This window comes from Paenibacillus gallinarum (genome assembly GCF_014836635.1).
GTDB lineage: Bacteria > Bacillota > Bacilli > Paenibacillales > Paenibacillaceae > Paenibacillus > Paenibacillus gallinarum.
In genome coordinates, this window is record NZ_JACSQL010000002.1 from 294,125 (window position 1) to 313,262 (window position 19,138).

General features: G+C 42.4%; 19 protein-coding genes and 1 other annotated feature. Of the genes, 18 read left to right on the top strand and 1 reads right to left on the bottom strand.

Features of this window, described 5'->3' with window-relative positions:
- Positions 1-167: 167 nt before the first annotated feature.
- From spoIIGA to H9647_RS06285, 12 genes are all read left to right on the top strand, one after another.
- The gene (spoIIGA, locus tag H9647_RS06230) at positions 168-1,136 is read left to right on the top strand and encodes a sigma-E processing peptidase SpoIIGA (RefSeq protein WP_191799435.1); all 969 of its coding nucleotides are present in this window, start codon (positions 168-170) and stop codon (positions 1,134-1,136) included.
- A 12-nt stretch (positions 1,137-1,148) separates the two neighbouring features.
- Entirely contained in the window at positions 1,149-1,871 is a 723-nt protein-coding gene (gene sigE, locus H9647_RS06235) for an RNA polymerase sporulation sigma factor SigE (RefSeq protein ID WP_160034229.1), read from the top strand.
- 102 nt (positions 1,872-1,973) lie between these two features.
- Positions 1,974-2,756 carry an RNA polymerase sporulation sigma factor SigG gene (sigG, locus tag H9647_RS06240; RefSeq protein WP_191798899.1) on the top strand — a complete coding sequence of 261 codons (783 nt, stop codon included), beginning with the start codon at positions 1,974-1,976 and terminating at the stop codon, positions 2,754-2,756.
- A 215-nt stretch (positions 2,757-2,971) separates the two neighbouring features.
- Complete coding sequence (locus H9647_RS06245; protein ID WP_191798900.1) at positions 2,972-3,316, top strand: YlmC/YmxH family sporulation protein; 345 nt, start codon at positions 2,972-2,974, stop codon at positions 3,314-3,316.
- 106 nt (positions 3,317-3,422) lie between these two features.
- The gene (pgeF, locus tag H9647_RS06250) at positions 3,423-4,328 is read left to right on the top strand and encodes a peptidoglycan editing factor PgeF (RefSeq protein ID WP_191798901.1); all 906 of its coding nucleotides are present in this window, start codon (positions 3,423-3,425) and stop codon (positions 4,326-4,328) included.
- A 5-nt stretch (positions 4,329-4,333) separates the two neighbouring features.
- Positions 4,334-5,023: a YggS family pyridoxal phosphate-dependent enzyme gene (locus H9647_RS06255; protein ID WP_191798902.1), complete on the top strand. Its 690-nt coding sequence runs from the start codon at positions 4,334-4,336 to the stop codon at positions 5,021-5,023.
- A 4-nt stretch (positions 5,024-5,027) separates the two neighbouring features.
- Positions 5,028-5,498 (top strand): cell division protein SepF, encoded by a 471-nt coding sequence (locus H9647_RS06260; protein WP_191798903.1) that lies wholly within the window; start codon positions 5,028-5,030, stop codon positions 5,496-5,498.
- 13 nt (positions 5,499-5,511) lie between these two features.
- Positions 5,512-5,775 (top strand): YggT family protein, encoded by a 264-nt coding sequence (locus H9647_RS06265; RefSeq protein WP_191799436.1) that lies wholly within the window; start codon positions 5,512-5,514, stop codon positions 5,773-5,775.
- 61 nt (positions 5,776-5,836) lie between these two features.
- Entirely contained in the window at positions 5,837-6,619 is a 783-nt protein-coding gene (locus H9647_RS06270; RefSeq protein WP_191798904.1) for a YlmH family RNA-binding protein, read from the top strand.
- A 217-nt stretch (positions 6,620-6,836) separates the two neighbouring features.
- On the top strand, positions 6,837-7,358 hold the full coding sequence (locus H9647_RS06275; RefSeq protein WP_191798905.1) for a DivIVA domain-containing protein: 522 nt from the start codon (positions 6,837-6,839) through the stop codon (positions 7,356-7,358).
- A gap of 118 nt (positions 7,359-7,476) precedes the next feature.
- Positions 7,477-7,793 (top strand) — a binding site (T-box leader).
- Between the two features lie 64 nt (positions 7,794-7,857).
- Positions 7,858-10,947 (top strand): isoleucine--tRNA ligase, encoded by a 3,090-nt coding sequence (gene ileS / locus H9647_RS06280; protein ID WP_191798906.1) that lies wholly within the window; start codon positions 7,858-7,860, stop codon positions 10,945-10,947.
- Between the two features lie 215 nt (positions 10,948-11,162).
- Positions 11,163-11,438, top strand: coding sequence for a DUF5665 domain-containing protein (locus tag H9647_RS06285; protein ID WP_249716865.1), 276 nt, complete (start codon positions 11,163-11,165; stop codon positions 11,436-11,438).
- Positions 11,439-11,458: 20 nt separating this feature from the next.
- Here the strand turns inward: H9647_RS06285 and H9647_RS06290 are convergent, their stop codons facing one another.
- Positions 11,459-12,193 (bottom strand): TraR/DksA C4-type zinc finger protein, encoded by a 735-nt coding sequence (locus H9647_RS06290; RefSeq protein ID WP_191798908.1) that lies wholly within the window; start codon positions 12,191-12,193, stop codon positions 11,459-11,461.
- Between the two features lie 232 nt (positions 12,194-12,425).
- Between H9647_RS06290 and lspA the strand changes: the two genes are divergently transcribed.
- The 6 genes from lspA (at position 12,426) to H9647_RS06320 (ending at position 19,120) form a co-directional block, all read left to right on the top strand.
- Entirely contained in the window at positions 12,426-12,914 is a 489-nt protein-coding gene (gene lspA, locus H9647_RS06295) for a signal peptidase II (RefSeq protein WP_191798909.1), read from the top strand.
- Between the two features lie 2 nt (positions 12,915-12,916).
- The gene (locus tag H9647_RS06300) at positions 12,917-13,858 is read left to right on the top strand and encodes an RluA family pseudouridine synthase (RefSeq protein WP_191798910.1); all 942 of its coding nucleotides are present in this window, start codon (positions 12,917-12,919) and stop codon (positions 13,856-13,858) included.
- 275 nt (positions 13,859-14,133) lie between these two features.
- A complete protein-coding gene (locus tag H9647_RS06305; protein ID WP_191798911.1) occupies positions 14,134-15,387 on the top strand; it encodes an LL-diaminopimelate aminotransferase in 1,254 nt (417 codons plus the stop codon).
- Positions 15,388-16,216: 829 nt separating this feature from the next.
- Complete coding sequence (pyrR, locus tag H9647_RS06310; RefSeq protein WP_191798912.1) at positions 16,217-16,771, top strand: bifunctional pyr operon transcriptional regulator/uracil phosphoribosyltransferase PyrR; 555 nt, start codon at positions 16,217-16,219, stop codon at positions 16,769-16,771.
- The gene (locus tag H9647_RS06315) at positions 16,768-17,682 is read left to right on the top strand and encodes an aspartate carbamoyltransferase catalytic subunit (RefSeq protein WP_191798913.1); all 915 of its coding nucleotides are present in this window, start codon (positions 16,768-16,770) and stop codon (positions 17,680-17,682) included. The genes pyrR and H9647_RS06315 overlap by 4 nt, the downstream gene beginning before the upstream one ends.
- 115 nt (positions 17,683-17,797) lie before the next feature.
- Positions 17,798-19,120 carry a dihydroorotase gene (locus H9647_RS06320; protein WP_191798914.1) on the top strand — a complete coding sequence of 441 codons (1,323 nt, stop codon included), beginning with the start codon at positions 17,798-17,800 and terminating at the stop codon, positions 19,118-19,120.
- The last annotated feature ends 18 nt before the right edge of the window (positions 19,121-19,138 follow it).

The following is a 19,138-nucleotide window of genomic DNA, read 5'->3' on the forward strand; positions in this document are numbered from 1 at the left end:
CTGTCAGACTGTAGACAAACTAGCCTAAAACTAGTTTGTCTACAGTCTTTTTTATTTTCTTTTACGACAAAAAAAGTACCAATTACTTCCCACGTTTAGACAGACTTTGAGATATCTTCTCCTTATACTGAATGTATTCATGATTTACGTAAGGCAGGTGAGAGGACCTGGTTGTATATATCGACTTGATTTTTCTAACGAACCTGCTTATTGACTGGGTGCTGCTGTTCCTTACCGCTTGGATGCAAAAGAAAAAGCCGAAATGGTGGAGAATGATTATTTCTTCGATCATCGGAGCTATGTACGTAGTAATGATGTTTGTTCCGGAACTAACTTTTTTGTACACCTTCTTAATTAAATTCACATTATCCCTGTTTATGATCTGGACCGCATTTGGATTCCATAGTTTACAAGCATTTGCGAGAACCATAGGGACGTTTTATGTTGTTAATTTTGTGGCAGCGGGCGGCATACTTGGCGTTCATTATTTGCTACAGAGTTCAGCTGATTTATTTAATGGTATTTTATTTACGACGACAGGCGGAGTGTCTTTTGAACTTCAGGTTGGCTTTTGGTTTATGTTTATTACTTTTTTTGCGGTTCTGCTTATTTTTAAAGGAGTGCAGTCAAGCAAAAGAAAAACGGAGCAAATGTCTGTTTATTTTGGAGACATTATCGTCGAGATAGGGGGAGTGGAAGTAACTTGTACGGGGCTCGTCGATACGGGGAATCAGCTTACGGATCCACTTACACGGACTCCGGTAACCGTGATGGAAGCTTCCTTGTGGGAGAACTATCTCCCCCCTTCCTGGAAAGGGAGAATCTCAGAAGTTTCGGCAGATACGTTAATTATGGAGCTGGATGAGGAGTTCATCTGGCAGGATCGTCTCAGGCTGATACCCTACCGGGGGATCAACAAGGGAACGTCGTTTATGCTTGCACTTAAACCAGACTCGGTAAAAGTAATGATGAACGGGACTTGCTATACACCAAAACGTACCCTGATCGGACTCGATGGAGGGAAGTTATCCTCGGAAGGGAAGTATCAGGCCATTATTCACCCGGAATATGTGCAAGAACCTGCTGTAGTCAAAACAACGGCCGGTCAAACAGAAAAGCCGCTGAACGTGGTATAGGAGGAAGCGTACATGCTCGTCAAATGGAAACTTGCCGTACAGCTGCAATATTACAGATTCCTATTTTTATTTGGACTCAAAAGCGAAGAGATTTATTATATTGGTGGAAGTGAAGCACTGCCCCCGCCGCTGACAAGAGAAGAGGAAGAGTTTTTACTGCAAAAATTGCAGACAGGTGATCCTGCGATCCGGGCTATGCTGATTGAACGAAACATCCGGCTTGTCGTTTACATTGCTCGCAAATTCGAGAATACCGGCATTAACATTGAAGATTTAATCTCCATTGGAGCAATTGGTCTAATTAAGGCAGTGAACACGTTTGACCCAGAGAAAAAAATTAAGCTTGCAACCTATGCATCCCGGTGTATCGAGAATGAAATATTAATGTACTTGCGGCGTAACAGTAAGATCCGGTCTGAAGTGTCATTCGATGAACCACTGAATATCGACTGGGACGGAAATGAGTTGCTGCTTTCTGATGTACTTGGTACCGAGAATGATACGATCTATCGAAATATTGAAGAGCAAGTGGATCGGAAACTATTGCATAAAGCATTAGACAAGCTGACAGATCGAGAGCGCATGATCATGGAGCTAAGATTTGGACTTCAAGATGGAGAAGAAAAGACACAAAAAGATGTTGCGGACATGCTCGGCATTTCCCAGTCATATATTTCTCGGCTCGAAAAAAGGATCATTAAGCGGCTGCGCAAGGAGTTCAATAAAATGGTGTAAAATCAAGTCTTGGTTATAACTGGTAAGGTTTTGTTTTTGGAATAAAAACACCGCTCAGGGAGATAATGTACATTAATGTTTCTCCTTGGGAGGTAAATCACGATGACTCGTAATAAAGTCGAGATTTGTGGCGTGGATACCGCGAAACTGCCGGTCCTAACCAACGTAGAGATGCGTGAGTTATTTACAAATCTACAGCAAAATAATGAGCGCTCAGCTAGAGAGAAATTGGTGAATGGCAATCTGCGATTAGTACTCAGTGTCATTCAGCGTTTCAATAACCGGGGAGAATTCGTTGACGATTTGTTTCAGGTCGGTTGTATTGGTTTGATGAAAGCCATCGACAACTTTGATTTGTCTCAAAATGTAAAATTCTCCACGTATGCGGTACCGATGATTATCGGTGAGATTCGCAGATACCTTCGTGATAACAATCCGATTCGTGTATCTAGATCTCTGAGAGACATTGCATACAAAGCACTGCAAGTCAGGGATGCACTAACCAATCTCAATTCGAGGGAACCTACTGTTTTCGAGATTTCTGAGGTGCTGGGCGTTCCAAAAGAAGATGTTGTGTTTGCACTAGATGCGATACAAGATCCTGTGTCCTTGTTTGAACCGATCTACCATGACGGTGGAGATCCAATCTATGTAATGGATCAGATCAGTGATGATAGGAATAAGGATGTTACCTGGATTGAAGAAATTGCACTTAGGGAAGCGATGCACAGGCTCGGTCAGCGAGAAAAAATGATACTGTCCATGCGATTCTTTGAAGGAAAAACGCAAATGGAAGTAGCAGATGAGATCGGTATTTCTCAGGCTCAAGTGTCTCGTCTAGAGAAGTCAGCGATCCAGCAAATGCAAAAACATGTGAAGACCTAGTATTGAAGCAGTACAAGGAAAATGCAATGTATTTGGTAAATTGCATACTGAACTAAATTCCTAAACCTTTATTTTTGCCTTAGGCAGAAATAAAGGTTTTATCTTTTTTTACATGAGTTTTCGAAGCTTATTGAAACGATCTCAAAAATAAGTACATATTAGGCGAATGGATCATATAGTAATTTATAAGCAAAAATAGCGGGATGTGATAAGAAATGAGTTCAGGAGATTTAACGGTAAGAGCGATGAAAATTTCGGATTTTCAAACCAAAGACGTGATTAACATTATCGATGGGAAAAGACTTGGTCAGATTAGTGATCTGGAACTTGACCTTAGGAATGGGCGAATTGATGCAATCGTTGTTCCAAGTTACAGCCGGTTTATGGGTCTATTCGGGGGCGGAGCAGACCTCATCATTCCATGGCGTAATATTGTCAAAATCGGTTCAGATGTGGTTCTTGTTAAGATGGATGAGATCAAGGAGCATTCGGGTGATGGAGAGCAGCCAACTTCAGAACGATGGGAACGAAGTCGGGAAGAACAGCGGCGCAGTTTTTGAAAATAGGAGCGAAAAAGGTGTAGACTTGCTTTTGAGCAAAGGTGAATGAGCAATTTAGCTGTATTTTTGTTACACTGTAAAAAAAGATGAGGTGAATTTTACTTTCATGGAGCCGTTTGTATTCAAAAAGACAGCATCCTCAGGTTCTCCCAGCTTGAACCACTCCGCAGCTGGGAACCCGGGATTGTTTGAAATAGAACCTTGGAAAAGCTATGAGGCAGGTATAGGACTCAAAGTTGGTTATACTAGCCGTTTGGGCGGAGTAGGGAAAGCGCCTTACAGCAGTTTAAATTGTGCTTTTCATGTGGGGGATCATCCGCAGGATGTTATCGAGAACCGAACGCGGATCGCTAAGGAAATCGGTATGAAGCCAGAATCATGGACTTGCGGAGAACAAGTGCATAAGAATGAGGTCGCTATTGTAACCGAGCGAGATAAGGGCAGAGGGTTCCTAGATCGCGAATCTGCTTTTCAGGAAACGGACGGACTACTTACCAACGTAAGAGGTATTTTGTTAACTTCCTTTTATGCCGATTGTGTACCTTTGTATTTCTTCGATCCGGTGAAAGAAGTTGTAGGACTTGCTCATGCGGGCTGGAAAGGCACCGTTGCCGGGATTGCGGAGCGAATGATTACACGAATGGAAGAGTATTATGGGTGTGAACGTCAAGACATTAGGACAGCAATTGGCCCGTCTATAGGTAGCTGCTGCTATGAGGTAGACGACTATGTGATGAATAAGGTGAAGGTTTGGTATGAGGTTTCAGAGGGTAATGACAAACATAAAGGCTTGACTTATGAAGCTTGCCATAAACCAGTTTCAGGTGGAAAAAGTATGCTTGACTTGAAAGAAGTGAATCGACACATTATGATAAAAGCAGGAATATTGCCGGAACATATCGAAATTACTTCATGGTGTACAAGCTGCCATCCTGAATTGTTCTTCAGTTATCGTAAGGAAAACGGGATTACGGGTCGTATGGCAAGCTGGATCGGACTGGAAGAGAGGTGACCTCCTTGCAATTAGAGGAGAGAATTCAGCATGTTGATGAGCGTATAACGGCCGCATGCAAACGAAGCGGACGAAATAGAGAAGAGGTCGGTGTAATTGCCGTCACTAAATATGTATCGACTGCGATGACAAGTAAAGTGCTGGATCACGGACTTATACATATTGGTGAGAATCGCTGGCAAAACGCGGAAGACAAATGGAATGCACTGCATGAACGAGGAATATGGCATTTCATAGGTCATTTGCAGACCAATAAGGTTAAAGATGTCATTGGCAAATTCGCATACATTCATTCACTTGACCGTCTTTCTCTTGCAAAAGAGATTGAGAAAAAGGCAGCACAGAACGAAATTCAAGTGGAGTGCATGCTTCAGGTGAATATATCTGGAGAAGAATCAAAATATGGTCTTCAGCCGGAAGAAGTCGTACCTTTACTCAAGCAAATTCGTGAATTTCCTCATGTTCATATTACCGGACTAATGACAATGGCTCCTTTTGAGGAAGATGCAGAACGTACTCGCCCTGTATTTCGCGGACTTCGTGAACTAAGGGATGATTTGAACAGACAAGCTTTAACGAATCAGCCGCTGACCCATTTGTCGATGGGAATGTCTAATGATTATGAAGTTGCTGTTGAAGAAGGGGCTACCTGGGTAAGACTGGGAAGTGTTCTTGTAGGAAAAGAGGAGGACTAAGGAGATGAGTGTAATGAATAAATTCATGAATTTTTTTGGTTTGCAAGAAGAAGAAGAGATTATTGAGCGCGAACAAGTAAATAATACACGTAATGATGAACAGGAACAAGAAGTTGAAACCCCGAACTTCGATAAACGTAGAAATCAGAAGGGAAATAATGTGGTGAGTATCCATTCCCAAAAAAATGTAAAAGTCGTTCTCTACGAACCACGCAGTTATGATGAAGCTCAAGAAATTGCGGATCATATTCGTGCTCATCGCACAGTTGTGATCAATCTTCAACGTGTCCGTAAGGATCAAGCACTGCGGATTATCGATTTCTTAAGCGGAACGGTATATGCACTGGGTGGGGGTATTTCCAAAATAGGCGGTAATATTTTCTTATGCACACCAGATACGGTGGAAATTCAAGGAACGATTGCGGAGATTTTGGCTGAAAGTGAGAGCGAAGCAGATTACGGCAGAATGAGGTGAATTGTTTTTGGAGATGGTAGTTCAAGCAATCGGAGCTTTAGTAGAAATTTACTACTGGCTGATTATTATTTATATCTTAATGTCTTGGTTGCCTAATGCGCGTGAGAGTAAATTCGGAGAAATTATTGGCAAAATTGTAGAGCCATATCTAGCTCCTTTCCGGCGTTTTATCCCGCCGATCTTCGGTATGATTGATATTTCTCCAATCATTGCGATTATTGCTCTGCGTTATGCAGCAACTGGACTCGTCGCGATTCTTACTAACATATTTACGTAGATTGTACTAATGTCATTAGGGTAAATAGTAAGTATGATATGCAAAGCAGGGTGATCTTGAAATGAAAACAGAAGTTTACGATCATTTTCACCCCGATGAACGGGATTTTGTAGACAAAGCCTGGGAGTGGGTCGAACGTGCGGGACAGTTTCATGAGATGAAACTAACGGACTTTCTCGATCCTCGCCAGGCTTATATTTTGGAATCAATTATGAATCGCCGAAATGATGTGCAAATACATCTGGATGGAGGTTCAGAATCTGCTGAGCGTAAACGTGCACTGGTAGCTCCGGATTATGCTTATCTAGAAGAGGAGAGCATGGAACTAGCTGTGCTATCCATTACCTCAGCAGACCAAAAATTACTACAGCTCGACCACGGGGATTATATGGGTGCACTCTTGAGTCTTGGCCTAAAAAGGGGTAAGATTGGAGACATTCATGTGCTTGATGATGGTTGTCATACGGTAGTAGCCAAAGAAGTTGCGGATTATTTATCGATACATCTGCATCAGGTTCATCGTATGAATGTATTTACAGATATTCTGCCGATCGATCAACTTCGGACGAGTGATGTATCACTTCAGATGATGGATCTGACGGTAGCTTCTTTGCGTCTGGACGGGATTGCAAGTGATGTGTACAGGCTCAGTCGCAGTAAAATTCTTATCCCCATCAAGGCAGGTCGCTGTAAAGTGAACTTCCGAGTAGTAGAAGATCCGTCTAAAGCTCTGCGGGCAGGAGACGTAATTTCTGTTCAAGGACTAGGACGTTTTAAATTACTGGAGATAGATGGGGTTACTAAAAAAGGCCGTTATCGAGTCAAAGTCGGCAAATTTGTCTAAGTATGTTGCAGGATTTCTGCTCTTCTTGTCGAAAAGATATAGGTCTAGGCATTATGACAACGTAGAAATTTGCCGATATAAACTACAAGTTGATATACAATGGTTGAATATTACTATTCCGTAAGTCTTCTGCTCCTTTAAGACCGCAGAAGGATCACCATTAATTTTTGTCATAAATCTCCTTTTTCGGAGGTTAATATTATAGGAGGTGGACAGTATGCCGCTTACACCGCTGGACATACATAATAAAGAGTTCTCTCGCAGAATTCGTGGGTATGATGAGGATGAGGTTAACGAATTCCTGGATCAAGTCATCAAAGATTATGAGGCTGTGATCCGCGAGAATAAGGAACTTAATAACCAGCTGCTGTCCGTGCAGGAGAGGCTGGATCATTTCTCAAACATTGAGGAGACGCTAAGTAAGACGATTATCGTCGCTCAAGAAGCTGCAGATGAAGTGAAGAATAATTCGAAGAAAGAAGCACAGCTTATCGTGAAGGAAGCGGAGAAGAATGCAGACCGCATCATAAACGAAGCTCTGTCGAAGTCTCGCAAGATTTCGATGGAAGTAGAAGAACTGAAGAAACAGGCTTCGATCTATCGAGCACGTTTCCGTACACTGGTGGAAGCACAGCTTGAATTGTTGACACAGGATGGATGGGAAGCGCTGGAGAACCGAGAATATGAGGTTCGTGAGCGTGAACGTGAACGTGAACGTGAAGTGAAAGAAATTTATTAATATTCATTTATTTGGATATGATAAAGATATGAGGGGATCATGAACCATTTGTAGGCTATTGATCCGGTTGACTTTTTTTATAAAAGAGGCTATAAATATTCTTATATGAATTTCATATTTGATTTTGATGATGGGAATCAGTACGTTATGAAGATTGTTCTCAGAGAGTTGGCGGTCGGTGCAAGCCAATGAACAGGTCATGACCGAATATCCTCCCGGAGAAGTGAAGCCGAAAGGATCTGCATACTACTATTGTACATGCGGATACGAATAAGCTGATACCGTAAGCCGAACGTTATATCGGCTCCTTATGGAAGCTTCATAAGGATTAGAGCGCTGTCTCTATGTGTTGACCTTGATAATCATTGAATGATTAGAGTGGGCAGACTAGAGATGGAACTAGGGTGGTAACGCGAGAACAGTCTCGTCCCTTTTGGGGATGAGGCTTTTTTTATTTTCTAAATATAGTAATGCGCCATAAAAGAAAGGGAGTTTGAAGATGAAACGAGTCGATGTCAAAGAAAAAGCTCGCGCTCGCGAGCAGCGAATCCTCAGTAAATGGAATGCAGAAGATACATTCAAAAAATCAATTGAGAATCGTGAAGGTAAGCCTAACTACGTTTTTTATGAAGGACCTCCTACAGCGAACGGTGCTCCGCATATCGGGCACGTGCTGGGCCGCGTTATTAAAGATTTTGTAGGACGCTATCAAACGATGAACGGGTACCGTGTTGTTCGTAAAGCAGGATGGGATACCCACGGCCTTCCGGTAGAGCTTGGTGTTGAGAAACAGCTCGGCATCAACGGTAAACATGAAATTGAGAATTACGGCGTAGAAGCTTTTATCAAGAAGTGTAAAGACAGCGTGTTTGAGTACGAACACAAATGGCGCGAACTAACCGAAGCGATCGGTTATTGGACGGATTTGGATCATCCATACGTTACACTCGATAACAAATACATCGAAAGTGTGTGGAATATTCTTGCAACGATCCATGACAAAGGACTTCTTTACCGCGGACATCGTGTTAGTCCATACTGCCCTTGCTGTCAGACAACGCTTAGTTCTCATGAAGTAGCTCAAGGTTATGAGGATGTTAAGGATCTCAGTGCAACAGCTAAATTCAAACTTAATGATCGTGATGAATACATTTTGGCTTGGACAACAACACCTTGGACGCTTCCTTCTCACGTGGCACTCGCTGTAAATCCAGACATGGAATATGCACGAGTGAAGCAAGAAGACGGCACATACATCGTGGCGAAAAACTTGGTGGAAAAAGTGATGAAAGGCGATTATGAAGTTCTTTCTACGCTGAAAGGTTCGGAGCTGGTGGGTCTTACTTATACACCGCCGTTTAATTATATCAAAGCTGAAAAAACAAACGTGGTGGTTGGAGCAAGCTTTGTAACCGATGCTAGCGGTACAGGTATCGTTCATATGGCTCCTGCTCACGGGGAAGATGACTACAAAACTTGCCGTGAGAATGGAATCAGCTTTGTAAGTGTAGTAAATTCCGAAGGGAAGTACACAGAGGAAGTTACTGATTTTGCAGGACGTTTTGTAAAAGATTGCGACCTTGACATCGTGAAGTACTTGTCCGAACAAGGTACGCTTTACAGCAAAGAAAAAATCGAGCACAGCTATCCGTTCTGCTGGCGTTGTAAATCTCCGCTTCTCTATTATGCAATGGACAGCTGGTTCATCGAAACAACGGCTGTAAAAGATCAACTGATTGCCAATAACAATACCGTAGAGTGGTATCCTGGTCATGTTCGTGAAGGACGTTTCGGTAAGTTCCTTGAAGATCTCGTTGACTGGAACATCAGCCGTAACCGCTACTGGGGTACTCCACTGAACGTATGGGTATGTCAGGACTGCGGCGGACAATTTTCACCGCATAGTCATGAAGAACTTCGTAAACATGCGGTAGGTGAGGTAAGTGCGGATCTGGAACTTCATAAGCCATATGTAGATGAAGTGAAAGTACACTGTACACACTGTGAAAATGGGGTAATGGAAAGAACTTCTGAAGTGATTGATGTATGGTTTGACAGTGGTTCAATGCCATTTGCACAGCATCACTATCCTTTTGAGAATAAAGAAACTTTTGAACAGCAGTTTCCTGCGGACATGATCTGTGAAGGGATTGACCAGACTCGTGGCTGGTTCTACAGCTTGCTTGCGGTATCTACTTTATTCACCGGAAAAGCGCCTTATAAAGCGGTCATGGCAACAGGTCATATCCTAGATGAGAATGGACAAAAAATGTCCAAATCTAAAGGGAATGTAATCGATCCATGGGAAATCATTAATGAATATGGTACAGATGCATTCCGCTGGGCTCTCCTTGCAGACAGTGCGCCTTGGAACAGTAAACGTTTCTCCAAAGGGATCGTAGGCGAAGCAAAATCGAAAGTGATCGACACAATCGTAAATACACATGCGTTCCTTGCGCTGTATGCAGATATTGATGGTTATGATCCAAAAGAGCATCCGTTTAACGGTTCTGAGAACAAGCTGGATCGCTGGGTGCTATCACGTCTGAACTCGCTCATCGCAAAAGTTCGTAAAGGACTTGAAGTGAATGACTTCCTGAATGCTGCGAAATCGATCGAAGTATTCGTTGATGAGCTGAGTAACTGGTATATCCGCCGTTCCCGTGATCGTTTCTGGGGAAGTGGTCTAAGCGCAGACAAACTGGCTGCTTATGGTACGCTGACAGAAGTGCTGCTTACTTTGTCCAAAGTAATGGCTCCATTTACACCGATGTTGGCTGAAGATGTATACGGAAACCTTGGCGGTGAAGGTAGCGTTCACTTGGCTGATTATCCGGTTGCCAATGAATCTCTCATTGACGAAAAGCTCGAGCAAGATATGGAGACAGCACGTAATATTGTTGAACTTGCGCGGAACGTTCGTAATGAGACAGGAATCAAGACACGTCAGCCATTGTCAGCTCTAATTGTATCTCTACACCAAGATTTCGATCTGCCAGGATATGAAGAGATCATCAAAGAAGAGATCAATGTGAAAACAATTGAAGTAGAAACAAGCGACAGCGGCTTTGTTGATTTCTCATTGAAACTCAATCTGAAAGTAGCAGGTAAAAAGTACGGTAAAAATGTAGGCTTCCTGCAAAACCATTTCAAAGGCATGACCGCTGACGAAACTCGTTCGGTTGTAGAATCTGGAGAATTCAACATTGTCTCACCAGAAGGAACTGAACTTCACGTTACTAGTGAGGAGCTTCTGATCGAGAAAAAAGCAAAAGAAGGATTTGCTGCAGCATCGGGCTATGGTCTGACTGTTGCGCTGAACACGGAGATCACACCAGAACTTGAGCAAGAAGGTTTGGTTCGCGAGGTCGTTCGTGCCGTTCAGGATACAAGAAAGAAACTGGATCTTCCGATTGAAAAACGAGTAAATCTTATGCTTGACGTTGATGATGAGCTGAAAGCGGCGATTGAAGCATTTGAAGATGTACTTCGTGAAAATGTGCTCGTAACCGATGTTTCCTTTGGTACTGCGGAGGATATGGAAAAAGTAGAAGCGGGATCTAAAACGATTGGTGTTAAAATCTCGTAAGATATTAAAACGGTAGAGGCTAATTCGGTTTTAAAGCGGATATAATAGCATAAAGAACGATATGCAAAAAACGAGCCTGAGGGAAAATATAATTTTCCCCTGGCTCGTTTCCGCTTTTTTTTAATCCTATGAAGGAAAGGATAAGACCATTAGCGATGACCACAAATCAGAAAGCATCGGATGAAATAAAAGAACTTGAAGAGCAAATTGATGAGATGCACGGGTTGTTACAAAAATTAGCTATGAGCCTGGAGAAGTCACGGATTGCGGATTATACACAGCTCTTGTATAGACCGGCGCGACTCATCTGGCTTAATATTCTTTCAGGTACGGCAAGAGGAGTCGGAATAGCGATTGGTTTTACCTTTTTTGCAGCAACAATCATATATCTCCTTCAGATGCTGGGAGCGTTAAATCTACCTATTGTTGGAGACTACATTGCAGATATTGTGCGTATTGTTCAAAGACAATTAGAACTTGATACGTTGTAATATCATCAGTGTAGCCTTAGCTATTCATCATCTGGAATGACATCAGGTGCGAGGATGTTCATTCCTTCGTCATCCTCAAGGTATTTACGATACTGATTATTACGTAAAACATAAACATTTTCACCATAGATATCAGTTGCTAGAAAGCTTTCGTAAGCTTCCACGCATCCATCAATTTCTTCGGATGCTTCAATGTACATCGCATTGTAATCATCAACATTATTGCTTTCAGCAAGAGCGGGCGTATTGGAGTTACCCCAGCTCTCAACGATTTGCCAGGCATCTTCGCCGTCAAAGCCATTCTGAGTATCCTTTTCGTCTAGACTTGTTCTGCCAAATGGAGGGGTAAGGAACTCTTCTTCCACCGGACGATCATTAGAAACGACCGTTTCGGGGGCATGTTCTCTACAATAAATGGTATAGGGTACAGCTTCTAGCCGTTCATAAGGAATCGGTTTACTACATACGGCACATGTGCCGTAGTCACCTTTTTCCATAAGGGCTAAGGCAGAATCGATGCGTTCAAGCATAAATTCATCATGTTCGTTTAAGGAAATGTCTTTTGCTCGTTCGAACATTTCAGTACCTACATCACCTGGATGATTATCAATCGTGGAAAGTTCTCCTACTTCATAACGCATGGAACCGCTAAGGCCATAGTGATCATTGGTTTTGTCACGGTGTTCAATATCTTGTTTTCGCTCAAGAAGCTGCTTGTGCAAACCTTTCATTTCTTGCTTGCTAAGATGCGTCATGGGCATGAATGCTCCTTTACATGTTACTGACTTGTGTAGTAATAAAATTGGACTGTCTGGTGTCTGTATAGAGTGCTCAAAAAGCAAAGGTTTTAGAGAAGGTGTATTTTGCATAATCGGGAGTGAACTCTCTCTATCACTTCAAATAGACGCTGTTCCAGCGGGTGTGCTACAATAAATAAGGCATTACCCATCGAATGGTAAAAGACAAGAACGGAGTGACAAAAACACAGTGATCTATTACGTTATTGCTTTCATTATTTTCCTAGTGGATCAAGGAACTAAATGGCTCGTCAAAACCAATATGGATTTGGGCCAAGAAATTTCGGTGATCGGAGACTTTTTCTATATTACTTCTCACCGTAACCGAGGAGCGGCATTCGGTATTCTCCAAGATCAGCGTTGGTTTTTTATTGTAGTAACCATTATTGTGGTAATCGCACTCGTTTGGTATATCCAAAAAATTAAATCCCAGCCGGATAAATTGCTCCCACTGGCTTTATCGCTAGTTCTTGCTGGAGCTATTGGTAACTTTTTGGATCGCCTGCTAATGGGTGAAGTCGTTGATTTCTTTAAATTTAATTTTGGAAGCTATACGTTTCCGATCTTTAACGTTGCCGATTCTGCGATTGTAGTGGGTGTAGCTCTTATTATCTTGGACACACTACTTGAAACAAGAAGAGAAAAGCGACGTGAAGGTCAACAAGAAGGGAAGGAATAAAGATGACAGATCGGTCCGAACAAGAATCGGCTCAAGACATCCAGGAGTGGACCGTCACTGCTGATTATGCAAAGGAACGAATTGATAAATATATTACGGAAAGCATGGATGACGTTTCCCGTTCTCAGGTTCAATTGTGGATTGCAGACGGTCATGTTACCGTAAACGGCGCAAAAGTAAAATCGAACTATAAGCTCAGTGAAGGAGACCGCATTACGGTTATCGTTCCAGAGCCGACAGCAGTAGAAATCATTCCTGAAAATATCCCGCTAAATGTGGTATATGAAGATGCAAGCGTCATTGTAGTGAACAAACAAAGAGGACTTGTTGTACACCCGGCGCCTGGTCATACTTCAGGAACTCTGGTGAATGCACTTATGTATCATTGTAAAGATTTGTCCGGTATTAACGGCGAACTTCGTCCCGGAATTGTTCACCGGATTGATAAAGATACATCGGGTCTTCTCATGGCTGCTAAGAATGACAAGGCGCATGCCTCACTTGCTGCTCAGCTGAAAGAGCATAGTGTGAATCGCCGTTATATCGCGCTGGTACATGGTCATGTACAGCATGATCAGGGAACCGTGGATGCTCCTATTGGTCGAGACACAAATGACCGTAAAATGTTTACCGTAACAGATCGCAATAGCAAAGAAGCGATAACACATTTTACTGTATTAGAACGTCTTGGCGACTATACACTGCTTGAATTGAAGCTGGAGACAGGCCGTACACATCAGATCAGAGTACACATGAAGTTTATTGGTCATCCTCTGGTTGGTGATCCAATGTATGGCCGGAATAAAGGGATAAAAATGAATGGCCAAGCACTTCATGCGCAAACGCTTGGTTTTGTGCACCCGGATACAGGGGAACAGATGGAGTTTACCGCTCCTTTGCCGCAAGATATGGAAGATGTGCTTGCTTCTTTGCGAAGCAGGTAGTTAATTTTTAACTTTAAGTTTAAAACCAGTTCATTAAGAGTGTCGCTTTAAGCGGCGCTCTTTTTTTTGTGCTTCATTCATAATTAATGGTGCTTTCGTGCAAACTAAATGAAAAGCTTAAAACGTATAATATTGGGTATATAGTGTTATAAGCGTCACTCAGCATAAAATGATAGTGCAAATGATCGGATGTATAGTCCATGGTTTTAACGAACAGAATCCTTCATATTTATACATGGAGATATTCGTTACACAAGGAGATGAAGATACGCGATATGAGTACTAATAAATATCAAGAAACTTTCATTCAAACAAGTTTTGCCGATCGAATCGGCGGTGCGAACTATGGTAAAGACACAAACATTTATAAATTCGAAAAAATAAAACGAGCAAAACAAGCAGCAAAAAAGGACTTCCCAAATATTGAACTCATTGACCTTGGGGTTGGTGAACCAGATGAGATGGCAGACGCAGGGATTGTTGCGAGGCTTGCTGAAGAAGCTGCAAAGGCCGAAAATCGTGGTTACGCGGATAACGGAATTCCTGAATTTAAAGAAGCTGCCGCTAAATACTTAGAAGAAGTGTTTGGGGTAGAAGGGATTGATCCTGTATCCGAAGTGGTACATTCCATCGGTTCCAAACCAGCGCTAGCTATGATACCATCTGTATTTATTAATCCAGGGGATGTTGCGATCCTGACTGTACCTGGTTACCCTGTTCTCGGAACTCACACCAAATATTTGGGCGGAGAAGTGTACAACGTACAGCTCACCAAAGAAAACAACTTCTTGCCGGATTTAGCATCCATTCCAGAGGAAGTAGCTCACCGAGCGAAGCTGCTTTATTTGAATTATCCGAATAACCCAACAGGGGCAAGTGCGACTACAGAATTTTTTACTGAGGTTGTAGAATGGGCTAAAAAATACAACGTTATCATTGTACATGATGCTCCTTATGCTGCGCTTACGTATGATGGTCTGAAGCCGCTGAGTTTCTTATCCGTGCCCGGAGCGAAGGATGTGGGCGTTGAGCTTCACTCCCTGTCCAAATCCTACAACATGACAGGATGGCGTATTGGCTTTGTTGCGGGTAACCCTCTTATTGTGAAAGCATTCAGCGATGTAAAGGATAACAATGATTCGGGTCAGTTTATAGCGATTCAAAAAGCGGCAGCGTATGGATTGTCTCATCCTGAAATCACAGAAAAGATTGCAGAGAAATATTCTCGTCGTCACGACATGCTGGTGGAAGCTCTTAACGAGCTTGGATTCAGAGCGGAGAAGCCTAAAGGTTCTTTCTTCTTATATGTGGAAGCTCCTAAAGGGATCAAAGGCGGACGTCGTTTCGAATCAGGGGAAGACTTCTCCCAATTCCTAATTCGCGAGAAGTTAATCTCCACTGTACCTTGGGATGATGCAGGTAACTTTGTTCGCTTCTCCGTTACGTTTGAAGCCAAAGGCGAAGCTGAGGAGAGACGTGTGATTGAAGAAATCAAACGCCGCTTAAGCGACGTAGAGTTTGAGTTTTAATACTCATTCTATGAATTCGGTTAATGAAAAGGATGTAACCTTTTAGGTTATGTCCTTTTTCCTTTTGAACAGCTATCTACAGCGGATTAATTGTAAAGAAACACATGTGATACATTTCACAATATTGTCAAAGTTAGGGCGACAAAAGGAAAAATTTCAAGCTACAATAAGGCTATAAAATAAAGAGGGGGACGTTACTAATGGCGTTTATTGCAATGGTTGCGTTGATTATGGTCTTGGGGTTCACTGGAGTTACTATTCTCTTTAAAAGATTGGCGAAAGACGATCACTAATTAAATTAAGAACTGACAATATATATGAACAGAATATAAATTTAGATAAGGACCTGAAGTTGTCAGGTTCTTATTTTTTTGAGAATAGATAAAAAAGATGGATATTTATACATAATTAACGTATAATTATAAAAATAAGAGCAATTAAACTGCATAATGATAGGTGTGGAATGTATAAAACTATGTGCTATAAACCCTTTATATTTATCCAGGTGTTGACAGAGGATAAGCTATCTGTCATAATTCATGTCAATGAAGATTTGTTTGAAACTGGATTAATCCTGAGAGATTAACATTCAGACAAATACATGAATAGCACCTTTAAATCAGTCCCGTGAGACTGGCAAGGTAACGTGATTGGACCCGAGCGAAGCTGCGGCTTTTGTGTCGGATGTCCATGTAGAGCTTAATGACCCGGCGTACGCCTGCCGCGGTTATAAGACTCCTTGCCAAGATTTTACGGCAGGGAGTCTTTTTTTTATCTCTTCACGGGACCACTGGTAAAAAGGGAAATCCAGGGGAGGTTCGTAAAGCACATGAGTAATGAAGCACATGTCATTATGGATGAGATTGGAATCCGCAGGGCACTAACACGGATTGCACATGAAATTTTAGAAAAGAACAAAGGAATTGATGACTGTATTCTTGTTGGAATTCGGACTAGAGGAGTTTACCTTGCTGAACGAATTGCAGTGAAGATCGAAGAGATTGAAGGAAAGAAAGTTCCTTGTATCGATCTGGATGTTACTCCTTATCGGGATGATCGGAGTACTGAAGGTAATAAGAAAAACGAAGTAATTCAAAAGCAGTTAAAAGAAGTAACTCACAATAAAAAAGTAATTTTGTTTGATGATGTATTATACACAGGCCGAACCATAAGAGCAGCAATGGACGCTTTAATGGATAGTGGACGTCCGGAAATGATACAGCTTGCTGTACTGGCAGATCGAGGTCACCGGGAGCTTCCGATAAGGCCCGATTTTATTGGTAAAAACATACCTTCCTCTCGTTCGGAACTCATCGATGTAGCTCTGAAAGAAGTTGACGGCGTAGATCAAGTCACCATTCAGAACCGGAGGGAAGAAGGATGACGGTAACAGCAAAAAGTATTAAAGAACGTAGTTTGCTCGGTCTAAAGGATCTAAGCGCAAGTGAAATCGAATCCATTCTGAACCGGGCAGCCTACTTCGATGCACAGGCTGAGAAGCTGAATCCCATTCTAGCTTCTAAATTTGTAGCTAACATGTTTTTTGAGAACAGCACACGAACTCGTTTTTCATTCGAAATGGCAGAGAAAAGACTGGGAGCTGAAGTGCTAAACTTTGCGGCTGCAGCGTCAAGCGTCGAAAAAGGTGAATCCATCTATGATACAGTACGCACACTCGAATCTATGGGAATCGATGCAGGTGTGATTCGCTTAAAACCACATGGTATGCTGCAAGTGCTTGCTGAGAAGGTGAAAGTGCCTCTTATTAATGCAGGGGACGGGAATAATGAACATCCAACACAAGCACTTCTTGATCTCTACACGATGCGACAAACCTTCAGCGAGCTTCGCGGCCTGAACGTATCCATCATTGGGGACATCAAGCATAGTAGAGTAGCACGTTCAAATCTATACGCACTGCAAAAATTCGGAGCAAAAGTCAGTTTCTGCGCACCAGAAAGTATGCAAGCTCCTGAGCTTGCAGCGCTTGCTCCTTATATCACTCTTGATGAAGCTTTAAAGGCTGACGTTGTGATGATGCTGCGTGTCCAGTTAGAACGTCACGACAAAGGAATTGATATGAAAGCGGATGAATATCGCGAGAAATACGGACTCACAGAAGAGCGAGCTGCTAAACTGAGTCCAAAAACGATCATCATGCATCCTGCTCCGGTTAACCGAAATGTAGAGATTGACGATGCGGTTGTAGAAAGTCCGGCATCCCGAATTTTCCCGCAAATGTCGAATGGGGTTCCGATCCGCATGGCAGTTATGGAAAGAGCTTTGATTCTATAGTAAAAGATTATAAAAAAATATAGGCATTTGATAACCCTTGCAACAGTCAAAACATACAATTTAAACATAATGTCCGTTGTTACGATAAAACGGTACCGGAGCGGAGGATATATACATGTTACAAATGATTAAAAATGCAAGTGTATTAAATAAAGCAGGGGCACTCGAACAAAAGAACATTCTCATTTCCGAAGGAAAGATTTTAAGTATATACGATGCAGAGGAAGGGTTTGTATTAACCTTTGATAATGGAACGAACCCTAGCGATGTAAACATAGAAGAGATTGATGTAGAAGGTAAATTAGTAGTCTCGGGTCTTATTGATATGCACGTACATTTAAGAGAACCAGGATTTGAACATAAAGAAACAATTGAGTCCGGCAGCCGTTCTGCTGTAAAAGGTGGATTTACAACGATTGCTTGTATGCCGAATACAAGACCAGTAACGGACGATCCGGAGACAGTAGAGCTCGTACTTAATAAAGCAAAAGAAGCAGGACTTGCCAAAGTACTTCCTTACGCAGCGATTACGATAAATGAACTTGGTCGCGAGCTGACGGATTTTGATGCACTTAAAGCAGCGGGTGCGATCGGATTTACCGACGACGGTGTTGGTGTACAAAGCGCTCAAATGATGAAAGATGCAATGAAGAAAGCGGCAGCGATGGATATGCCTGTGATTGCTCACTGTGAGGACAATTCCTTGGTGGAAGGTGCTTGCGTAGCAGAAGGCGCTTTTGCTGAGAAACATGGTCTGAAAGGCATCCCGAATGAGTCAGAAGCCATCCACGTTGGACGCGATATTCTACTCGCTGAAGCAACGGGCGTACATTATCATGTCTGTCATGTGAGTACAGAGCAATCAGTTCGACTCATCCGTGAAGCTAAAAAGATCGGTATTAAAGTAACAGCTGAGGTTTGTCCTCACCATCTGATTTTGGCAGATGAAGACATTCCGGGTCTGGATGCGAACTGGAAAATGAACCCTCCGCTGCGCTCACGTCGTGATGTAGAAGCATGTATCGAAGGGCTTGAGGACGGAACAATCGATATCATCGTTACAGATCATGCACCGCATAGCGAAGAAGAGAAAGCAAAAGGAATGGAGCTTGCACCATTTGGTATTGTTGGTTTTGAAACAGCATTCCCACTGCTCTATACAAAGTTTGTGGCAACAGGAAAATGGAGTCTTTCCTTCCTGGTAGAGAAAATGACGACTGAACCGGCACGGGTATTCCGCCTGGATACGGGGCGTTTGGAAGAAGGAGCACCAGCGGATATCACGGTCATTGACCTTACTACTGAGCGCGCTGTTGACCCAACCGAGTTTGCTACAAAAGGACGTAATACACCATTTACAGGATGGGAACTTACTGGCTGGCCTGTAATGACTTTTGTAGACGGGAAAAAGGTATATACTGATCCAACGTTAAGCTAAGCAATAAAAGATTACGAC

What these genes read in the sequence shown, in the direction of transcription:
- sigE (WP_160034229.1), top strand. Translation starts at nt 1,149, where the DNA reads ATGCTCGTCAAATGGAAACTTGCCGTACAGCTGCAATATTACAGATTC.
- sigG (WP_191798899.1), top strand. Translation starts at nt 1,974, where the DNA reads ATGACTCGTAATAAAGTCGAGATTTGTGGCGTGGATACCGCGAAACTG.
- H9647_RS06245 (WP_191798900.1), top strand. Translation starts at nt 2,972, where the DNA reads ATGAGTTCAGGAGATTTAACGGTAAGAGCGATGAAAATTTCGGATTTT.
- pgeF (WP_191798901.1), top strand. Translation starts at nt 3,423, where the DNA reads ATGGAGCCGTTTGTATTCAAAAAGACAGCATCCTCAGGTTCTCCCAGC.
- H9647_RS06260 (WP_191798903.1), top strand. Translation starts at nt 5,028, where the DNA reads ATGAGTGTAATGAATAAATTCATGAATTTTTTTGGTTTGCAAGAAGAA.
- H9647_RS06265 (WP_191799436.1), top strand. Translation starts at nt 5,512, where the DNA reads ATGGTAGTTCAAGCAATCGGAGCTTTAGTAGAAATTTACTACTGGCTG.
- H9647_RS06270 (WP_191798904.1), top strand. Translation starts at nt 5,837, where the DNA reads ATGAAAACAGAAGTTTACGATCATTTTCACCCCGATGAACGGGATTTT.
- H9647_RS06275 (WP_191798905.1), top strand. Translation starts at nt 6,837, where the DNA reads ATGCCGCTTACACCGCTGGACATACATAATAAAGAGTTCTCTCGCAGA.
- ileS (WP_191798906.1), top strand. Translation starts at nt 7,858, where the DNA reads ATGAAACGAGTCGATGTCAAAGAAAAAGCTCGCGCTCGCGAGCAGCGA.
- H9647_RS06285 (WP_249716865.1), top strand. Translation starts at nt 11,163, where the DNA reads ATGCACGGGTTGTTACAAAAATTAGCTATGAGCCTGGAGAAGTCACGG.
- H9647_RS06290 (WP_191798908.1), bottom strand. Translation starts at nt 12,193, where the DNA reads ATGACGCATCTTAGCAAGCAAGAAATGAAAGGTTTGCACAAGCAGCTT.
- H9647_RS06300 (WP_191798910.1), top strand. Translation starts at nt 12,917, where the DNA reads ATGACAGATCGGTCCGAACAAGAATCGGCTCAAGACATCCAGGAGTGG.
- H9647_RS06305 (WP_191798911.1), top strand. Translation starts at nt 14,134, where the DNA reads ATGAGTACTAATAAATATCAAGAAACTTTCATTCAAACAAGTTTTGCC.
- pyrR (WP_191798912.1), top strand. Translation starts at nt 16,217, where the DNA reads ATGAGTAATGAAGCACATGTCATTATGGATGAGATTGGAATCCGCAGG.
- H9647_RS06315 (WP_191798913.1), top strand. Translation starts at nt 16,768, where the DNA reads ATGACGGTAACAGCAAAAAGTATTAAAGAACGTAGTTTGCTCGGTCTA.
- H9647_RS06320 (WP_191798914.1), top strand. Translation starts at nt 17,798, where the DNA reads ATGTTACAAATGATTAAAAATGCAAGTGTATTAAATAAAGCAGGGGCA.